Below are 19026 nucleotides of genomic sequence, written 5' to 3' on the forward strand. Positions count from 1 at the left end.
TTTTGTATCTACCGGCTCCTGTGGCGAGGGAGCTTGCTCCCGCTCGAGTGCGCAGCGCTCGCAAGTTTTTGGGGGCCGCTTCGCAGCCCAGCGGGAGCAAGCTCCCTCGCCACAACGGCCCACAAACCCACCAAAAACATTCCAGTCAAACCACCGGAAAATGAATCCGGAACGCCGCCCCACCCAGCTCTGAATCCCCCAAGGTCAACTTGGCGCCGTAGCTTTCGATGATGTCCTTGACCACCGCCAACCCAATGCCCTGCCCCGGATGCTGGCGATCCAGGCGCTCGCCACGCTGGAGAATCCGCGCCCGTTGATCCGGCGGCACGCCCGGCCCGTCATCCTCGACACTCAACTCCGTGCCGCCGAGGATCTGGTGCACGCTGACGCGCACCTCGCCCAGGCACAGCCGATACGCGTTCTCCAGCAGGTTGCCGAGCATTTCCAGCAAGGCGCCCTGTTCGATCGGCACCTGGCAGTGGTCCGGCAGATCGAAACTGACCGTGACCTGTTTATCGCGATAGACCTTATCCAAGGTGTCACACAGGCTTTGCAACACCGGGCGCAAGCGCACCTGATGGCGCACCAGCCCACTTTTGCGCAGGCTGGCGCGCTGCAACTGGTAGCCGATCTGTTGGCTCATGCGCTCGATCTGGCTTTGCAGTACCCAGGCCTGGCCACGGTCCTCGGGGCGTCGGGCCATGTCCTCGCTGACGCCCTGCAACACCGCCAACGGGGTTTTCAGGCTGTGGGCCAGGTCATCGAGGGAGTCGCGATAACGGCTACGTTGCTCCCGCTCGCTGTCGAGCAAGCGGTTGAGGGAGCCGGTCAGGCGCAACAGTTCCCGGGGATGTTCGGTACTGAGGCTTTCCCGGGCGCCGCTTTCGATTTCATCCAGTTCCTGGCTCAGGCGCCGCAATGCCCGCAGCCCCCAGGTCAGGCCTATCCACAACAACGCCAGCAACACCAACAAGGCCGCACCAAAGCCCAGGTAAAGATTGTCCCGCAGCCCTTGCAAGGTCACTTCATAGTCGCGCACCGGTTGCAGGGTGACGATACTGAACGCCGCACTCTGGCCGCCGAGCAGCTTGATCTCGACGTCGTAGACAAAAAATTCCTGGCCGTTGTTTTCACGAATGCGGGCGAACTGGTTGCCCTGGCCGTCATAACGCGGCGTGTAATTGATGTTTTCTTCCTGGGTGGCCTTCGACCGCCAGACCAGTCGCCCTTCGCGGTCATAGATGTAGCCCAGCAGACGGGCATCAGCGAGGTTGAAGCGCTCGTCGGGCAACTGCGCCGGCATCTTCAAGCGGTTGTTTTCCACTCGGGCGGCGGAAATCAGCGTGGTCACGTCCGAAGCCAGGCGTTGCTCGATGGATTCCTGCAAGGCCAGGCTGAACGCACCTTGCATGGCCGGTAACAAGGCCAGCATGAACAGCGCCGCCAGGGTCATGGCGGCCAGCATCAACCGCAGCCGAAGCGAACGAATCACTGGCAGCGCTCGTTGAACAGGTAACCCAGGCCTCGTACGGTGTCGATTGGCTTGAAGCCGGCCGGGGCTTCCAGCTTACGGCGCAGGCGCCCCACCAGCACCTCGATGACGTTGGGATCACGTTCGCCGTCATCGGGATAAAGCTGCTCCATCAAGCGGTCCTTGGCGACCACCTGCTGGTGGTGGCGCATCAGGTATTCAAGGATGCGGTATTCGTAGGCGGTCAACGCCAGCGGCTCTTCGTCGAGGGACGCCTGCTTGCGGTTGAGGTCCAGCAGCAACGGCCCGGCGACGATGGTCGATTGGGTGAAACCACTGGAGCGACGCAACAAGGCGTTCAACCGGGCCTCCAGCTCTTCGAACTGAAACGGCTTGACCACGTAGTCGTCGGCACCGGCGGCCAGGCCTTCGACCTTGTCCTGCCAGTTGCCGCGGGCGGTCAGGATCAGGATCGGAAACGTCTTGTCCTGGGCGCGCAGCCGGCGGATCAGTTCCAGCCCGCTGATGCCGGGCAGGCCCAGGTCGATCACCGCCAGGTCATGGTTGAATTCCCGGGCCTGGTACAAGGCCTCTTCGGCATTGGCCACGGCCTGCACCACATGGCCGCTGTCGGTGAGCCGGGTCTGCAGGTGATGACGCAACAGCGCTTCGTCTTCGACGACCAGTAATTTCATGGAGCCTCTCCCCAGGCAAATCAAACCATCCAGCGCGGCACACTTCAACGAAAGGCGCCGGATCGTCTTCGACCGATCCGGCTGGATCTCCTCACCCTCGCCCCCGACCGCTTAGAACGTGTAGTTGGCGGACAGGTAGGTCTGGGCGCTGCTGGTCAGGTCCAGCGAGCCGACCTTGTCGCCACCGTGCGGGCTCATCTCGGTGCTGGCGTTGCTGCGCAGGTAACGGTAACCCAGTTCAACCGAGGTGTTTTGCGAAATTTGTTGCAGCACGCCGCCCTGCAAGCCCACCGCGTAGCCAATGTCGCTATCGCGACTGAAGCCGGGCGAATCCTGGGTCAGCTTGGTCAGGCCCGCCGTGCCGCCGCCGAACAATTTGGTGCTGCTGGTGACCGGATAGAACACATCGTAGCTGCCCAGCAGGTTTTCCTGGCGCAACTTGATGCCGTTGTGGGTGCCCGAAACGTTGTCGTAGGTGGCGTAGTAGCGGCCCTGGTCGTTCTGCTTGCCCAATCGCAGGCCATAGGTGGTGTCCTTGCCGATGATGCCGTCGGCGTTCGGGTTGTTCAGGGCGCTGTCCAAGGCGTTGGATTTCTTCACCTTGTCGCTGGTCTGGCCCAGGGTCAGGCTGGCGAAGTTGTCATCGGCGTGGGCCATGGCGGTGGCGCCCAGCACGGTGAAAGCCAACAGCAGTTTTTTCATAGCAGTCATGGTCGAGTTCCTTTGCAACGTGGATGTTTCGTGAAGTCGTCGCCACCTTAACCAGCGGTCCCTGAACACCCCTTGAACGTTCTCTGAACCTGCGCTGAATGAATCGGCTAATCTGTGCGGACCACTTTTATAAGGAGATCCGTCATGCGCAGGCTGCTAGCTGTTGTACTTCTGGCCATGAGCGGCGTGAGCCACGCCGCCATCCAGACCCAGGAGATCCCCTACACCAGTGCCGACGGCACCCAGCTGATCGGTTATTACGCTTATGACGACGCAGTCAAAGGCCCGCGACCAGGCGTGGTGGTGGTGCATGAATGGTGGGGGCTGAACGACTACGCCAAGCGCCGCGCCCGTGACCTCGCGGGCCTGGGCTACAGCGCCCTGGCCATCGACATGTACGGCGACGGCAAGAACACCGAGCATCCCAAGGACGCCATGGCCTTCATGCAGGCGGCGCTCAAGGACGGCAAGGCGGCCAGCGCCCGCTTCCAGGCCGGTCTCGACCTGCTGAAGAAACAGCCCCAGACCGATCCGGACAAACTCGCCGCCATTGGCTATTGCTTCGGCGGCAAGGTGGTGCTCGATGCGGCGCGCCAGGGTGTGCCGCTGGCCGGCGTGGTGAGCTTCCACGGTGCGCTGGTGACCAACACCCCGGCCACGCCCGGCAGCGTCAAGGCCAAGGTGCTGGTTGAACATGGTGCCCTGGACAGCATGGTCACCCAGGACAACGTCACCGCGTTCAAGAGCGAGATGGACAAGGCCGGTGTCGACTATAAATTCGTCAGCCTCGAAGGCGCCAAGCACGGCTTCAGCAACCCCGATGCCGACCGCTTGAGCCACGGCGAGCATGGCGGGCCGGACATTGGCTACAACAAGGAAGCCGATGAGAAGTCGTGGGCGGACATGCAGAAGTTCTTCAAGAAAATCTTTGGCTGAGAACACTTCTTTCAGCTGAAAAAATGATGTTTTTGTGGCGAGGGAGCTTGCTCCCGCTTGAGTGCGCAGCGCTCACAGATCTTTTGGGGCCGCTTCGCAGCCCCGCGGGAGCAAGCTCCCTCGCCACAAAAAGCCGGCCTCTGCTCCCTACACACGCCCCCCACTACCCAGCCTCCAGCCAACCCGGCAAAATGCCCGGCATGAAGACACTCCCCGCCCTGCCCGCCTGCTGCTCGCCCCTGGATGAGCACTGGCTATTGCCCGACGCCCTGCCCGATACGGTGCTGCTGAGTACCCGCTTCGACCCGTTGTTGCTGGTAGGCGCCGACTTCCCCAACAGCGCCATCGAGCCACCGGCGAGCATCCAGCGCTCGGTGGCCAAGCGTCAGGCAGAGTTCCTGGCCGGGCGGATCTGCGCCCGGGCGGCGTTGCAGCGAGTCGACGGCCAGATTTGCGTGCCGGCCATTGGCGAAGACCGCGCCCCTGTATGGCCGGCGCATATCAGCGGCTCGATCACCCACAGTACTGGCCGGGCAGCGGCCATCGTCGCGAAAAAAGAACACTGGCAAGGCTTGGGCATGGACGTGGAAAACCTGCTCGACCCCGAACGCGCCGAACGCCTGGCCGGTGAAATTCTCACCTCGCCAGAATTGCAGCGCATGGCCCGGCTCACGCGCGATGACCAGGCCTTGCTGGTGACCCTGACCTTTTCAGTCAAGGAAAGCCTGTTCAAGGCGCTGTACCCCATCGTCAGGCAGCGTTTTTACTTCGAACATGCCGAGGTGCTGGACTGGACACACGACGGGCAGGTGCGACTGCGCCTGCTGACGGACCTGTCGGCCGAGTGGTGCCATGGCAGTGAGTTGCAGGCGCAGTTTGGGGTGAAGGATGGGCAGTTGTTGAGCCTGGTGGGGGTCAAGGCCTGAGACTTGTAGTGTCGGGAGTACCGCCTTCGCGAGCAGGCTCGCTCCCACAGGTGACTGCATTCCAATGTGGGAGCGAGCCTGCTCGCGATGGGGTCGCCACATCTCTCAAGACCTGTCCTGATGCCTTGGCCAACTCAAGCTGAAGCACGCCCCACCCAGGCTCTTGCTCTTGCCGATCAGCGCCCGGCCATCGTGCCAGTGGATAATCCGCCGCACGATCGACAGCCCCAGCCCATGACCGCCCGACGCCCGGGCGCGGCTGTCGTCCAGGCGCAGGAAGGGTTTGAAGATCCGCTCCCACGCCGCTTCCGGCACGCCCGGCCCGTCGTCTTCCACGTCCACGCGACAGCGCAACTGGCCCACCTGGTAGCTGACCGTGACCTTGGAATGGGCGTGGCGCATGGCATTGCCCACCAGATTCTGCAAGGCGCGATGCAGAAAACGTGGCTCGGCCTCGACCCAGGCGCCATCGCAATCGGCGGCCGACAGGCATAGACCGCGCTCGACCGTGATCCCGGCCCGCAACGGCCCCAGTTCATCGATCACTTGATTGACCAGCGCATCCAGATCCACCCGCTGGAAATTCAAGGCCGGTGAACCTTGTTCCAGGCGCGCGTAGGTGAGCATTTCATCCACCAGCCGATCCAGGTCTTCGATGTCGTGGTCCATGCCCGCCAGGTATTTGTCCCGGGCCTGGGGCGTGGTGGCGCTGCCGAGCATTTCCAGGCCGAAGCGCAGGCGCGCCACCGGGGTGCGCAATTCGTGGGACACCGCCCGCACCAGTTCGCGCTGAATCGCCAACAGTTGCTGCAGGTGTTCGGCCATGCCGTTGAACGCTGCGGCCAGTCGCCCGACCGAGTCGGCGCCTCGGGCCGGCACCCGGGTTTCCAGGCTGCCTTGGGCGATCTGCGTGGCGGCCGACTCCAGGCCACGCAAGCGCCGCTCCAACTGACGCACCAACAGGTAGACGATCAAGCCGATCAGGCTCAACCCCAGCGCCGCGATCAGCACCAGCCATTGCGGCGGATAAGGGTTCATCTGGTACAGCGGGCCGATCTCCAGCACCCACGGCGTGCCGACCATGCCGGCGAAGACCCGGATGGAGTCGCCGCCCTTGCCCAGGGCCATCACCGTATCGCCCTCCGACACGCGACGGCGCTGGTCTTCGTCCATGTCGGCCTGCTCGGCGGTCATGAGTCGCAGGTCGAAACCAAAGCCTTTTTCCTGTTCCAGCTGCGCCAGCCGCTTGGGCTGTTCGGCCACCGGGTAACGCACCAGCTCGTCAGCCAACAGGTAAATGGTCGCGCGGGCCAATTGCTCGCTGATCTGCTGGACCTCCCCCACCAGCATCAATTGCTCGGCATCATTGACCAGCCGATAGACTTTCGCCGCGTGCGGCCCGGTCTGCTCGACCAGTGCCTGGCCGCGCAGTACGCGGGTGCGCTGGCCCAGGTCGAGGTCAGTCTGGGAGAAGGTCTGCAACGCCAGGGGAATGCCCAGCAGGCGCTCCCACACCGCCAGCGCCCGGCGTCGCTCGGTGTCGTTCATCGGCCGCAGATTATCAGCCATCAACGAAAACGTGCCGTGGGCCAGGCGCTCGCGGTATTGCTCGCCGCGGGTCTGGTTGAGCAGGTGCAGGGCCAGCACGCCGAGGACCGCCACCAACACCAGCGCCGCGCACATGCCGCCATAAATACGCAGGAAGATCGAATTCACGGCGCCAAGTCTACGCAAGCTTCAGGAACGAACAGATAGCCTTTGCTGCGGATGGTCTTGATCAATCGTGGATGGTCCGGGTCGTCGCCGATCTTGGGGCGAATGCGTGAAATGCGCACGTCGATGGAACGGTCCTGGCCGTCATAGCCAATGCCGCGCAGGGCGGTGAAGATTTCTTCCCGGGACAGGATGCGCCCGGCATTGGACACCAGCAGCCACAGCAGGTCGAACTCGGCGCTGGTCAGCTCGATACCGTTGCCCTGCAACCAGGCTTCGCGCAGGGCGTCGTCGACCACCAGCGGGCCGAATTGCAGGCGCCGTGGCTTCTGCGCCGTACTCGGCTCCGGCTCGCTGCGCCGCAGCAGGGCCTGGATGCGTGCCAATAGCAGACGCGGGCGAACCGGCTTGCAGACGTAGTCATCGGCGCCCAGGTCCAGGCCCTGGATCTGATCGGTGTCGTCGGTGCGGGCGGTGAGCATCAGGATCGGCCCGTCATAGTGCTCGCGCACTTTGCGGCAAATGCTCAGGCCGTCTTCGCCGGGCAGCATCAGGTCCAGGACCACCAGGTCCGGTTGCTCGGCAATGATCCGCGCCGCCGCCACCGCTCCGTCGCCTTCGATGGCGACCCGCAACCCGTTGCTTTCGAGGTATTCCCGGGTCAGCTCGGCCAGACGCTGGTCATCCTCGACGATCAATACCTGCCAGGCTTCTTGTTCCACTGGGGCCTCGTCTTGCTGCGAATATAAAAGGAAGGATCAGCGCAAACCCCTGTGGCCAGATTGCTCACGCAGAGTTCTGTAGGAGCTGCCGAAGGCTGCGATCTTTTGATCTTTTGATCTTTCACTTGAGATTCAAGTGTCTGGGAAAAGATCGCAGCCTCGTTGCACTCGACAGCTCCTACGCAGCTCCACTGCTCCACCCATCTTTTTGTCATGTTAAAGGAGGATAAACACACCCATGCATGGGCCGATTGTATAAACGTCGCCTGCCCAGAAAACAAGCGGACAAATGCGTTTCGATCGGGTGGCTTTTATGTGGTAACGTCCGCGCCCGCAAAAAACTGCCGGGCTGTTTTCGGATCGTCGAAACCGATGAAAAAAGGTCCACTCCAGCTAGGTCGCGGCCTACAGAGCTGTTCTACGTTTCGCACACAAATTACGCACAGGCTTATCCACAGGTAGTACGTTGCATACCCCCCGAAAACGCATTATCTTGTAGCCCGCCGCGTAAAAAACCCTACATGTAGGGTTTCAGGCCAAAAACCAAACACAAGTCGGGCAGAGAATTCAAGCGCTTTTCTTGCTTCTGTCCAACTGAAACATCGCATTTCCCCAAGCCCAGACCGCCCCTGCGGATGGCAACTGTTTCAAGGTCGAAAGCGACCGAAACGGTACGGGTGTTGCAGTCAATTGCTGCCACCCCGGCAACCCGGTTTCGAGCCCTGCTCGCAACCTGAGAACTTCGGATGGAAGCAGCATTAAACGCCTGCTTCCTACTGTCCCGAAGTTGTTATGCCCGGCGCCAGTCGGTTGTAGTGCTTCAGGACGGAACGGTGGGCACCGTGATGGTGCCCAAACAAACATAGAGAACGTGGAGACACCCATGCACACCGACACAACTCGCGAGAACCCGCAGGGCACCGCGCCGCTGGCCGCCGATTCGAGCCCGGATCTGTCCGCCACCGCGCCGGGCCAACTGCGTGTGATCAAGCGTAACGGCACTGTCGTTCCTTACACCGATGACAAGATCACCGTCGCCATCACCAAAGCGTTTCTCGCAGTTGAAGGTGGCACCGCCGCCGCTTCGTCGCGAATCCACGACACCGTGGCTCGCCTGACCGAACAGGTCACCGCGACCTTCAAGCGTCGCATGCCTTCGGGCGGCACCATCCACATCGAAGAAATCCAGGACCAGGTCGAACTGGCCCTGATGCGTGCCGGCGAGCAGAAAGTGGCCCGCGACTACGTGATCTACCGTGACTCCCGCGCCAAGGAACGTGCTACCCGCTCCCCGGCCGACGCACCGGTCCAGGCCCACCCTTCGATCCGCATCGCACGCGCCGACGGCAGCCTGGCGCCGCTGGACATGGGCCGTCTGAACACCATCGTCACCGAGGCCTGCGAAGGCCTGGAAGAGGTCGATGGCGACCTGATCCAGCGCGAAACCCTGAAGAATCTCTATGACGGCGTCGCCCTCAAGGACGTCAACACCGCGCTGGTGATGACCGCGCGGACCCTGGTGGAACGCGAGCCGAACTACTCCTTCGTGACCGCCCGCCTGCTGATGGACACCCTGCGTGCCGAAGGCCTGAGCTTCCTGGAAGTCGCCGAGAGCGCGACCCACCACGAAATGGTCGACCTGTACGCCAAGGCCTTGCCGGCCTACGTCGCCAAGGGTATCGAGTTCGAATTGCTGAACCCTGTCCTGGCCGAATTCGACCTGGAAAAACTCGGCAAGGCGATCAACCACGAGCGTGACCAGCAGTTCACCTACCTGGGCCTGCAAACCCTGTACGACCGTTACTTCATCCACAAGGATGGCGTGCGTTTCGAACTGCCGCAGATCTTCTTCATGCGCGTAGCCATGGGCCTGGCGATCGAAGAGAAGCAGCGCGAAGACCGTGCGATCGAGTTCTACAACCTGTTGTCGTCCTTCGACTACATGGCGTCGACCCCGACCCTGTTCAACGCCGGCACCCTGCGTCCGCAACTGTCGAGCTGCTACCTGACCACCGTTCCGGATGACCTGTCGGGCATCTACGGCGCGATCCACGACAACGCCATGCTGTCGAAATTCGCTGGCGGCCTGGGCAACGACTGGACCCCGGTGCGCGCATTGGGCTCGTACATCAAGGGCACCAACGGCAAATCCCAGGGCGTCGTGCCGTTCCTCAAAGTGGTCAACGACACCGCCGTTGCGGTCAACCAGGGCGGCAAGCGCAAGGGCGCGGTCTGTGCCTACCTGGAAACCTGGCACATGGACATCGAAGAGTTCATCGAGCTGCGCAAGAACACCGGTGATGACCGTCGTCGTACCCACGACATGAACACCGCCAACTGGATCCCTGACCTGTTCATGAAGCGTGTCTTCGACGACGGCAAGTGGACCCTGTTCTCGCCATCCGAAGTGCCGGACCTGCACGACCTGACCGGCAAGGCTTTCGAAGAGCGCTACGAGTACTACGAAGCCCTGACCGAGTACAACAAGATCAAGCTGTTCAAAGTCGTCCAGGCCAAAGACCTGTGGCGCAAGATGCTCTCGATGCTGTTCGAAACCGGCCACCCATGGCTGACCTTCAAGGACCCGTGCAACCTGCGCAGCCCGCAGCAGCACGTGGGCGTGGTCCACAGCTCGAACCTGTGCACCGAGATCACCTTGAACACCAACAAGGACGAGATTGCGGTCTGCAACCTGGGCTCGATCAACCTGCCGAACCACATCGTCGACGGCAAGCTGGACACCGCCAAGCTGCAACGCACCGTGAACACCGCCGTGCGCATGCTCGACAACGTGATCGACATCAACTACTACTCGGTGCCGCAAGCGAAGAACTCCAACTTCAAGCACCGTCCGGTCGGCCTGGGCATCATGGGCTTCCAGGACGCGCTGTACCTGCAGCACATCCCGTATGGTTCGGACGCTGCCGTCGAGTTCGCCGACAAGTCCATGGAAGCGGTCAGCTACTACGCGATCCAGGCTTCCTGCGACCTGGCCGACGAGCGTGGCGCCTACGAGACGTTCCAGGGTTCGCTGTGGTCCCAGGGCATCCTGCCGCTGGACTCGCAACAGATCCTGATCGCCCAGCGCGGCCAGAAGTACATCGACGTTGACCTGAACGAATCCCTGGACTGGGCACCGGTTCGCGCCCGTGTGCAGAAAGGCATCCGTAACTCCAACATCATGGCCATCGCACCGACCGCCACCATCGCCAACATCACCGGCGTGTCGCAGTCGATCGAACCGACCTACCAGAACCTGTATGTGAAATCGAACCTGTCGGGCGAATTCACCGTGATCAACCCGTACCTGGTTCGCGACCTCAAGGCTCGCGGCCTGTGGGACTCGGTCATGATCAACGACCTGAAGTACTACGACGGTTCGGTGCAGCAGATCGAACGCATCCCGCAAGAGCTCAAAGCGCTCTATGCCACCGCGTTCGAAGTGGACACCAAATGGATCGTCGACGCCGCCAGCCGTCGCCAGAAGTGGATCGACCAGGCTCAGTCGCTGAACCTGTACATCGCCGGCGCCTCGGGCAAGAAGCTGGACGTGACCTACCGCATGGCCTGGTACCGTGGCCTGAAAACCACTTACTACCTCCGTGCCCTGGCCGCCACCAGCACCGAGAAGTCGACCATCAACACCGGCAAGCTGAACGCGGTTTCCAGCGGCGGCAACCACGGTGACGATTCGGTCCTGGCTGCTCCAGCAGGACCGGCGCCAGTGCCAAAGGCCTGCGCCATTGACGAGCCGGATTGCGAAGCTTGCCAATAAGCTGAGCGGGTGGGCGTGTAAAAGCGCCTGCTGAAGAAGCCCCCGATAGACCGCTGGTTTATCGGGGGTTTTCTTTTGCCTGGAGAAAAGTCGGCGCCTGGACTGGCCTCATCGCGAGCAAGCTCGCTCCCACAGGGGTATGTGTACACAGGTCACAATGTGGGAGCGAGCTTGCTCGCGATGAGGCCGGGACAGCCAACACAAAATAGCCACCCATGAAAAAGCCCCTCTTTCGAGGGGCTCCTTGTGCAGCCTTCAAACCACCATCGGCATCAAGTCATCTGAATGATGGTTTGCATGATGGTGCTCTGGGTGGAGATCGTCTTGGCGTTCGCCTGGTAGTTGCTTTGCGCCTTGATCAACTCGACCAGTTCGTTGGTCAGGTTGACGTTGGACTCTTCCAGGGAGTTGGAAACGATCGAACCCAGGGTACCAGTTTGTGGGGCGTCATAGCCTGGGATGCCCGAAGCGAAGGTTTCTTTCCAACTGGTGCCGCCTACCGGCTGCAGGCCCTGCTCGTTGGTGAAGCTGGCGAGCGCGAGCTGGCCGATCGGCTTGGTCTGGTTGTTGCTGAAGTTAGCCAGCAATACACCGCTGCCGTCGATGGTCAGGTTGGTGATCTGGCCGGTGGCGTAGCCGTTCTGGGTTGGAATCGAGCGGGCGGTGTCGGCGTTGTATTGTGTGGTGTTGCCCATGGAAATCGTGATAGTCGGCGCGCTGGCGGCACCGTTGGCGGTCCAGGTTCCGTTGGTCACGGTGCCAGGAACCCAGCCGGTCAATACCAGGTCGTTGTTGATGGTCGGCGCGGTGGCAGGCGGCACTGGCGGAGTGCTCACCTGAGTCAGCCTGCCGTTCAAATCAAAGCTCATGGTCGATGGAATAGGCGCGTTCGCACCAGTCGTGGTCGGCGCGGTGCCGTTTAGGTTACGACCATCGATCAAGGTGTAGACGTTCCAAGTGTTACCGGCAGTCTTGACCATGTATTGGTCCATGGAGTGCTGGTTACCTTGAGTGTCATAGACCGGGGTAGTGAACTGCTTGGTGAACGTGGCCGTGTCAGCCGGATTGAACGCCGCAGTGATCGCCGTCGCCGTCGAGTTCAGGTTGATTGTCGAGGAGACCAGGCTGGTGGCAGTCGGCGGCAGGTTCGAGGTGTCGATGCGCAGATCGGTCAAGATGCCGTTCTGGATCTTGCCGTTGGCATCCACGCCATAACCCTGCAGGCGCGCAGTGCCATCGCTGTTGGTGATGAAACCTTCCTTGTCGGTCTTGAAGGTACCGGCACGGGTGTAGCTCAGCGAACCGTCGTTGCTCAAGACAAAGAAGCCCTGGCCTTGGATGCCCATGTCCAGCACGTTGCCGGTGTTGTTCACGTCACCTTGGCCGAACTGCTGGGAAACGTTGGCCAGGCGCACGCCGTTGCCGACGGTCTTGCTGCCCGAACCCAGCTTGGTGGCCGAGTAGACATCTTCGAATTCCGCACGGGACGATTTGAAACCGGTGGTCGCCACGTTGGCGATGTTGTTGCCGGTCACGTCCAGCTGTTTGTTGGCTGCATAGAGACCGCTAAGGCCGATGTTGAAAGACATGTTGACTCCTTTTGCCGGTTAGTCGGCTCTACATACCAATAGTTTGTACTTTGGACAGCGCGATGCTGCCCAGCCCGGCCAGGTTGAGCATCAGCTCACCGCCCGTCTGACTGATGGTCACGCTGCTGACCGTGGCCGGCAGGTTGGTGATCAGCGACGTGGCCTTGCCATCGATGGTGGTCGAAGCGGCGAAGGTGTAGGTGCCCGATTCGACCGTCGTGCCCGCGTCGTTCTTGCCATCCCAGATGAAGGCGGAGTTGCCGGCGCTCTGGCTGCCCAGGTCGATGGTGCGAACGGTCTTGCCGTCCTTGTCCACGATCTTGACGGCGACAGAGGACACCGATGTCGGCACCACCACCGTGCCGTTGAGGCTCTTGGAGGTATCGACCACAGCCTTGTCGCCGGGAGCGATCACCGAGCGACCGACCAGGGACGAAGCCTGCAGGGCCTGGGACGAGTTGTAGTTGCCGGCGATGCCGCTCACGGTTTCGTTGAGCGTGGTGATGCCTTCCAGGCTGCTGAACTGCGCCAACTGGGCAACGAACTCGCCGTTATCCTGTGGCTCCAGCGGGTTCTGGTTTTTCAGCTGGGTAACGAGCAGTTGCAGGAACGCGTCCTTGCCCAATTCTTTCTTCCCGGTCGCCGCATTGGCAGCCGCGCCCAGGCCATCGGTCGTGGTGTTGGTCTTGACCGAGGAGTTGGCCAGAATCTCGTTGAGGCTCAAACCGCCTGTTGTACTGGTAACGCTCATATGAATCGCCCCTTATCACTGACCGAGGGTCAGGACCTTCTGCATCATGGTTTTGGCGGTGTTCATCATTTCGGCGTTGGTCTGGAACGAACGACTGGCGGAAATCATGTCGGCCATTTCCTCAACGACGTTGACGTTCGGGTAATAGACGTAACCCTTGGCGTCCGCGGCCGGATGGTTTGGCTCATAACGTGCTTCGAGGTTGCTCTGGTCCTCGACCACGCCAAGCACCTGTACGCCCTGCCCCGCCGCGTCCTGGTCCTGGAACAGCGAGTCGCTGCCGCCGGACTGGCCGCCCTGGAACATGGTGGCGAATACCGGGTGGCGGGCGCGGTAGGTCTGGTCGATGCTCGACGAAACGGTCTCGGCGTTGGCGATGTTACTGGCGACGGTGTTCAGGCGAGTGGTCTGGGCACTCATGGCACTGCCGGCAATGTTGAATACGCTAGCAATCGACATGGCTTACTCTCCGCGCAGGGCCGATACCAGCCCTTTGAACTTACTGTTGAGCAGGGTGAAGCTGGCCTGGAAGTTCACGGAGTTTTCCGCGTAGTTGGACTGTTCCAGTTGAGCGTCCACGGTGTTCTGGTCGATCGACGGTTGCATCGGCGTGCGATACATCAGCGATTCGTCGCCACTGCCCAGGCCTTCGGCTTCGATATGACGGCTGTTGGTCATGTTCAAGGCGAAGTGGCCGTTCTTGGTCTTCTCGTTCTGCTCGGCGAGCACCTTGGAAAAGTCCAGGTCACGCGCCTTGTAGTTCGGCGTGTCGGCGTTGGCGATGTTGTTGGCCAGGACTTCGGCACGCTGGGCGCGGAAGCTCAGGGCCTGTTCGTGGATACCGAGCGCTTTATCGAAGCTGATGCTCATGTCGGAAACCTTTGGGTGACCAGAATATACGTACGATGGCTTTAGCAAGCGTCGTGCCACTTTCAGAAGCCCCGTAAACCGGGGCTTTGCGGGGATCGGCAAAGCGGCAATGCCAGAAAAGCGGCAATCGGCTTCCGCCGGCTGCCGCTTTTCTGCCGCTTCTGCAGGATGAATGCGTTCCACTGTGGGAACGAGCCTGCTCGCGATAGCGGTGTGTCAGTTCACATTGATGACGTCTGGAATACCGCATCGCGAGCAGGCTCGCTCCCACAGGGGACGGTGGTGAATGAATATCAACAGGCAAAAAAAACGAGAGCCCATGGACTCCCGTTTTTTGACACCCCAAGCCCATCACTTCGCCTGGTAGATGATCCCCGGGCTGCACTGGACCATCTGGTAATGATCCGGCAAACCGTTCAACGCCTCGGAGGCGCCCAGGAACAGGTAGCCGCCCGGCTTGAGCGTGCTGTGGATACGCAGCAGGATGTCTTTCTTCACTTCGGCCGAGAAGTAGATCAGCACGTTGCGGCAGAACACGATGTCGAACTTGCCCAGGCTGGCGTAGCTGTCCAGCAGGTTGAACGAGCGGAACTCCACTCGGCTCTTGATCGGCGCCTTGACCACCCATTTACCCGGCCCTTTCGGGTCGAAGTAGCGCTGCAGGCGATCCGGCGACAGGCCTCGACCGATGGCCAGGCTGTCGTACTCGCCGGTCTTGCAATTATTGAGCATGGTGCCGGACAGGTCGGTGGCGACGATCTGCACGCCACCTTTCAACTGGCCCAGGTTGCTCCGCTCGAACTCATCGATGGACATCGACAACGAATAGGGTTCCTGCCCCGACGAACAGGCCGCCGACCAGATTCGCAGGCGCTGGCCCGGGCTGGCCTTGATGGCCGCTGGCAGCACTTTGTTCTTCAAGACCTCGAACGGATAGGTGTCACGAAACCACAGGGTTTCGTTAGTGGTCATCGCGTCCACCACCATCTCGCGCAAGCCGCTGCGCGGTTGGGTCTGGATACGCTGCACCAGCTCGCCCAATGACTTGAGGCCCTGTTGCTCCATCAATTTATTGAGACGGCTCGACACCAGGTATTGCTTGTTTTCACCAAGCAAGATGCCACAGGCTTTTTCCAGGAAGACCCGGAACTGTTCGAAATCCAAATTACCCGTAGACAAGATACCGCCTCTTTCATCGTGTTGACTTGCCGGGCGCACAACGCGCCCGACCTTTACTTTATTCTGCTGCCTTGATCCGATCGACCACCCGGGACGCCAGGTCATCGGGGCGGAACTTCGCCAGGAAATCGTCGGCACCGACCTTCTTGACCATCGCCTGGTTGAAAACACCGGACAATGAAGTATGCAAGATGATGTGCAGCTTTTGCATACGCGGGTCGCTGCGGATTTCCGAGGTCAGGGTGTAGCCATCCATCTCCGGCATCTCGATGTCGGAGATCATCATCAAGAACTCTTCCTCGGGTTTCTTGCCCTCGTCGACCAACTTGCGCAGGTAGTCCAGCGCCTGTCGTCCGTCGTTCAACGCCACCACCTCGACGCCGACCGTTTGCAGGCAACGGGTCACCTGCTTGCGGGCCACCGAAGAATCGTCGACGGTCAGCACCCGCAGCGAAACCGCCTTGTGCTGGGTCTCGGCATCCACCACACCGACGGAGATCGTTTCCGGCGTGGGCGCCACTTCGGCGAGGATTTTCTCCACGTCGATGATTTCCACCAACTGGTTATCGACCCGCGTCACCGCCGTCAGGTAGTGATCGCGACCGGTGCCCTTGGGCGGCGGATGGATCTCTTCCCAGTTCATGTTGACGATGCGCTCCACCGAGCGCACCAGGAAACCCTGGGTCTTGGTGTTGTACTCGGTGATGATCACAAACGGATTGCTCTGGTCCAGCAGCCGACCGGAACCGGTCGCCATCGCCAGGTCGAGAATCGGGATGGTCGCACCCCGGATATTGGCCACACCGCACACGACGGGGCTGGACTTGGGCATCAGGGTCAGCTTGGGGCATTGCAGCACCTCGCGGACCTTGAATACGTTGATCCCATACATTTGTTGGCCGTCGAGACGGAACAACAACAGCTCCAGGCGATTCTGACCGACCAGCTGGGTGCGCTGGTTTACCGAATCCATTACTCCCGCCATGCCCTGACTCCTACCTAACGCTAATGTGTCCGACGCGCATTCATCACTAAACGGCACGGGGCTTGCTATTGAACCGGCATGAACGCACAAACGACATTTTCTCGACGCCTGATCACTCACTGCCGCCACTGGCTCGGTGCACTGCTGGCTGCCTGCCTGTTCACCTCGGGCGCTCCTGCCCTTGCGGCGGTTCCGGTTACCTTGCCTGATCTCCTTATCGGCGTCACTCAGGGCTTTCTTGAATTCACCGTAGAAGACTACCTGGCAACCAGTCAAACCGAAGGTCGTTACGAAATCGAAGTCAACCAGCTCGACCCGCGCCTGCGCATGCCCATGTGTGACAGGGAACTGAGTGCTTCGCTGGAGAGCCCGGCCCGGCCCCTGGGCCGTGTCACGGTGAAGGTCCGTTGCGACAGCGCCGCGCCCTGGACGGTGTTCGTGCCCGCCCAAGTGCGCCTGTTCCGGGAAATCGTCACGACCACGCGCCCGCTCAAGCGGGCCGGGATCGTCGAGCCCCAGGACGTCATGTTGCGCGAACGGGACGTCAGCCAGATCAGCCAGGGTTTCCTGACCTCCGTCGATCAGGCCATCGGACAGAAACTTGTCCGACCAATGGTCGCCGACCAGGTCGTGACACTGGTGCACCTGGAACAGGCCGAAGTGGTCCGCAAGGGCGACCAGGTGGTCATCACCGCCCGCAGCGGCTCCCTGGCCGTGCGGATGCCCGGCGAAGCCTTGTCCAACGGCGGCATGCGCGAACAGATACGGGTAAAAAACCTCAATTCCCAGCGCGTCATCAAGGCGCAGGTGATGGCCCCAGGCCAAGTGGAAGTGGCGATGTAATGACTCGGTAGAGGAGGTAGAAAGCTGGCGCTTGATCCCGGTGTTCCCTAGACTGTGCCTTACGCAAAGGCAAGCGCAGACGTGCGCACGTTCATTGAATAAATGAGCCTAAAGTTTTTTGGGGGATGGCCGAAAACATGGCAAGCGTCCAAATACCCAGAGGTTTTTTACCATGGTCATCGATTTCAATCGTTTAAACAGCTCTTCACCGCTGACAGGCACTACGCGTACCAGCGCCACCAAGGAAACTGTCGAAACCGACAAATCCGCGCCGCTGTCCACGCCAGCCGAACAGGTCAGCAACGGGGAGTCGGTACACCTCAGCAATGAGGCTCAGCAGTTGCAGAAGGTCACTGACAAGCTGCGCGATCAACCTGTCGTCGACAACGCCCGCGTGGCCGAGTTGAAAGCAGCCATCGCCGATGGCAGCTACAAAGTCGACAGCAACCGCGTAGCCAGCAAACTGCTCAACTTCGAAGCCCAGCGCTAGGCCGCCGCCTGCGCCAGGCTTTTGGACGCTAAGACCCAAGGCCAGCCATGCACGACACTCAATTATTGCAACTGATCATCGACGACTTTGTTCCAGCGCAACAATTGCTGGAGTTATTGCAGGCCGAATCCGTGGCACTGCACGGTCGTGACATGCCTTTGCTGGAAAACATCCTGGCGCAGAAACAGGCTCTGATCATCTTGCTCGACCAGCATGGCCGCAAGCGCAGCGAGATCCTCGCCAGCCTCAACCTACCCGCCAGTCATGACGGCCTTGAGCAGTTGGCCAGCCAGTCGACCATCGGCGATCAGTTGCTGTCCCAGAGCAAAGTGCTCAACGACTTGCTCGCCCAATGCCAGGCGACCAACACCCGCAATGGCCAGTCGATCCAGATGCAGCAGGTCGCCACCGCCAACCAGTTGCGCATTCTTAACGGTGGCGAAATCCCGACGCTGTATGACGCCAGCGGTTCGACGGCCAGAATGGTCAAGCACCGTCCGCTCAGCCAGGCATGAAACGAACGATGCCTTCGCTCTATCAACGCACGATACATGCTGGCAAAATGCTGGCTATTCGTAGTCGTATTTTGCCTGGAGATTGACCCACCGTGTTCAATGCCTCAAACGCGGATGATGCTCCGCAGCCCCCCAAGGTCCTCACCACGCCCCTGGAAATCTCCGGCAACCTGCGGATGCTGCAAGATAGCCACGACCCGCTGATCATTACCTTCCATGAACGTACCCAGCGCTTCCAGAGCTATCTGGTCAATGTCGATCGCGAGACCAACTCCATCGCCCTGGATGAAATGATCCCCCGGGACGGCGAACGTTTCCTGCTGGCCGGCGAGCCGTTTCGCGTCGAGGGCTTCCATGACGGCGTGCGCATTGCGTGGGATGGCAAGGGTCCACTGACCATCGATGAATCCAGCGACGGTCGCTGCTATCGCGGCGCCCTGCCTGACGAAGTGGTCTACCATCAACGTCGCAACGCCTTCCGCGCCGCCTTGAAGCTGGCCCAGCTGGTGAGCGTTGAGCTGGGCGGCGACAAGATGAAGTCCCCCGTGGACGGCAAGCTGCTGGACATTTCCGCCACCGGTTGCAAATTGCGTTTCGAAGGCGATATCACGGAACGACTGCAATTGGGCCAGGTGTATGAGCGCTTCATCGCAGCCCTGCCGTTTGGCAACATGACCGCCCCGGTCGAGCTGCGTTATCTGCACTTCGAAGAAAGATTCAACACCACGTTCGCCGGCGTACGCTTCCACAACATCAGTGGCCTGGTGCAACGGCAAGTCGAGCGGTTCGTCTATCAGCTCCAGCGCGAAGCCCGTCGTTTCGACAAAGACGACCTCTGATCGTCGAGGCATAAAA

The 19026-nt window shown here is 60.9% G+C and carries 18 protein-coding genes; 7 read left to right on the plus strand and 11 right to left on the minus strand.

Annotated elements, in window-relative coordinates:
* Nucleotides 1–145 precede the first annotated feature (145 nt).
* The 3 genes from AD659_RS19900 to AD659_RS19910 all read right to left on the minus strand — a co-directional run bounded on the left by AD659_RS19900 (nt 146) and on the right by AD659_RS19910 (nt 2877).
* Entirely contained in the window at nt 146–1492 is a 1347-nt protein-coding gene (locus AD659_RS19900) for an ATP-binding protein (protein WP_053124350.1), read from the minus strand.
* On the minus strand, nt 1489–2166 hold the full coding sequence (locus AD659_RS19905; protein WP_053124352.1) for a response regulator: 678 nt from the start codon (nt 2164–2166) through the stop codon (nt 1489–1491). The genes AD659_RS19900 and AD659_RS19905 overlap by 4 nt, the downstream gene beginning before the upstream one ends.
* A 111-nt stretch (nt 2167–2277) precedes the next feature.
* Nucleotides 2278–2877 carry a hypothetical protein gene (locus AD659_RS19910; protein WP_053124354.1) on the minus strand — a complete coding sequence of 200 codons (600 nt, stop codon included), beginning with the start codon at nt 2875–2877 and terminating at the stop codon, nt 2278–2280.
* 144 nt (nt 2878–3021) lie between these two features.
* On the opposite strand from AD659_RS19910, the gene AD659_RS19915 reads away from it, so the two are divergent.
* Nucleotides 3022–3813, plus strand: a complete 792-nt coding sequence (locus AD659_RS19915; protein WP_053124356.1) for a dienelactone hydrolase family protein — start codon at nt 3022–3024, stop codon at nt 3811–3813.
* 200 nt (nt 3814–4013) lie between these two features.
* Nucleotides 4014–4739, plus strand: coding sequence for a 4'-phosphopantetheinyl transferase family protein (locus AD659_RS19920; protein WP_053124358.1), 726 nt, complete (start codon nt 4014–4016; stop codon nt 4737–4739).
* A 105-nt stretch (nt 4740–4844) separates the two neighbouring features.
* On the opposite strand, the gene AD659_RS19925 is transcribed toward AD659_RS19920, so the two are convergent.
* Nucleotides 4845–6455, minus strand: a complete 1611-nt coding sequence (locus AD659_RS19925; protein WP_053124360.1) for an ATP-binding protein — start codon at nt 6453–6455, stop codon at nt 4845–4847.
* Nucleotides 6452–7174 carry a response regulator gene (locus tag AD659_RS19930; RefSeq protein ID WP_053124361.1) on the minus strand — a complete coding sequence of 241 codons (723 nt, stop codon included), beginning with the start codon at nt 7172–7174 and terminating at the stop codon, nt 6452–6454. The genes AD659_RS19925 and AD659_RS19930 overlap by 4 nt, the downstream gene beginning before the upstream one ends.
* Before the next feature lie 883 nt (nt 7175–8057).
* Between AD659_RS19930 and AD659_RS19935 the strand changes: the two genes are divergently transcribed.
* Entirely contained in the window at nt 8058–10949 is a 2892-nt protein-coding gene (locus AD659_RS19935) for a ribonucleoside-diphosphate reductase subunit alpha (RefSeq protein ID WP_053124363.1), read from the plus strand.
* A gap of 272 nt (nt 10950–11221) precedes the next feature.
* Here AD659_RS19935 and flgE read toward each other — a convergent pair whose 3' ends face one another.
* From flgE to AD659_RS19965, 6 genes are all read right to left on the minus strand, one after another.
* Complete coding sequence (gene flgE, locus AD659_RS19940) at nt 11222–12538, minus strand: flagellar hook protein FlgE (protein ID WP_053124364.1); 1317 nt, start codon at nt 12536–12538, stop codon at nt 11222–11224.
* A 28-nt stretch (nt 12539–12566) separates the two neighbouring features.
* Nucleotides 12567–13289, minus strand: a complete 723-nt coding sequence (gene flgD / locus AD659_RS19945; RefSeq protein ID WP_053124366.1) for a flagellar hook assembly protein FlgD — start codon at nt 13287–13289, stop codon at nt 12567–12569.
* Nucleotides 13290–13304: 15 nt separating this feature from the next.
* Nucleotides 13305–13748 (minus strand): flagellar basal body rod protein FlgC, encoded by a 444-nt coding sequence (gene flgC / locus AD659_RS19950; RefSeq protein ID WP_053124368.1) that lies wholly within the window; start codon nt 13746–13748, stop codon nt 13305–13307.
* A 3-nt stretch (nt 13749–13751) separates the two neighbouring features.
* The gene (gene flgB / locus AD659_RS19955) at nt 13752–14159 is read right to left on the minus strand and encodes a flagellar basal body rod protein FlgB (protein ID WP_053124371.1); all 408 of its coding nucleotides are present in this window, start codon (nt 14157–14159) and stop codon (nt 13752–13754) included.
* Nucleotides 14160–14510: 351 nt separating this feature from the next.
* Nucleotides 14511–15338 carry a protein-glutamate O-methyltransferase CheR gene (gene cheR / locus AD659_RS19960; protein ID WP_003204735.1) on the minus strand — a complete coding sequence of 276 codons (828 nt, stop codon included), beginning with the start codon at nt 15336–15338 and terminating at the stop codon, nt 14511–14513.
* A gap of 58 nt (nt 15339–15396) precedes the next feature.
* Nucleotides 15397–16323, minus strand: a complete 927-nt coding sequence (locus tag AD659_RS19965) for a chemotaxis protein CheV (RefSeq protein ID WP_014339783.1) — start codon at nt 16321–16323, stop codon at nt 15397–15399.
* A gap of 78 nt (nt 16324–16401) precedes the next feature.
* Between AD659_RS19965 and flgA the strand changes: the two genes are divergently transcribed.
* The 4 genes from flgA to AD659_RS19985 all read left to right on the plus strand — a co-directional run bounded on the left by flgA (nt 16402) and on the right by AD659_RS19985 (nt 19010).
* Nucleotides 16402–17166 (plus strand): flagellar basal body P-ring formation chaperone FlgA, encoded by a 765-nt coding sequence (gene flgA / locus AD659_RS19970; RefSeq protein ID WP_053124373.1) that lies wholly within the window; start codon nt 16402–16404, stop codon nt 17164–17166.
* A 172-nt stretch (nt 17167–17338) separates the two neighbouring features.
* Nucleotides 17339–17656: a flagellar biosynthesis anti-sigma factor FlgM gene (flgM, locus tag AD659_RS19975; RefSeq protein WP_053124375.1), complete on the plus strand. Its 318-nt coding sequence runs from the start codon at nt 17339–17341 to the stop codon at nt 17654–17656.
* A gap of 47 nt (nt 17657–17703) precedes the next feature.
* Complete coding sequence (locus AD659_RS19980) at nt 17704–18171, plus strand: flagella synthesis protein FlgN (protein ID WP_053124377.1); 468 nt, start codon at nt 17704–17706, stop codon at nt 18169–18171.
* A 92-nt stretch (nt 18172–18263) separates the two neighbouring features.
* A complete protein-coding gene (locus AD659_RS19985) occupies nt 18264–19010 on the plus strand; it encodes a flagellar brake protein (protein WP_053124379.1) in 747 nt (248 codons plus the stop codon).
* Nucleotides 19011–19026 lie beyond the last annotated feature (16 nt).

Origin of the sequence: Pseudomonas thivervalensis, from assembly GCF_001269655.1 — a bacterium.
In the GTDB taxonomy this organism is placed as follows: Bacteria; Pseudomonadota; Gammaproteobacteria; order Pseudomonadales; family Pseudomonadaceae; genus Aquipseudomonas; species Aquipseudomonas thivervalensis.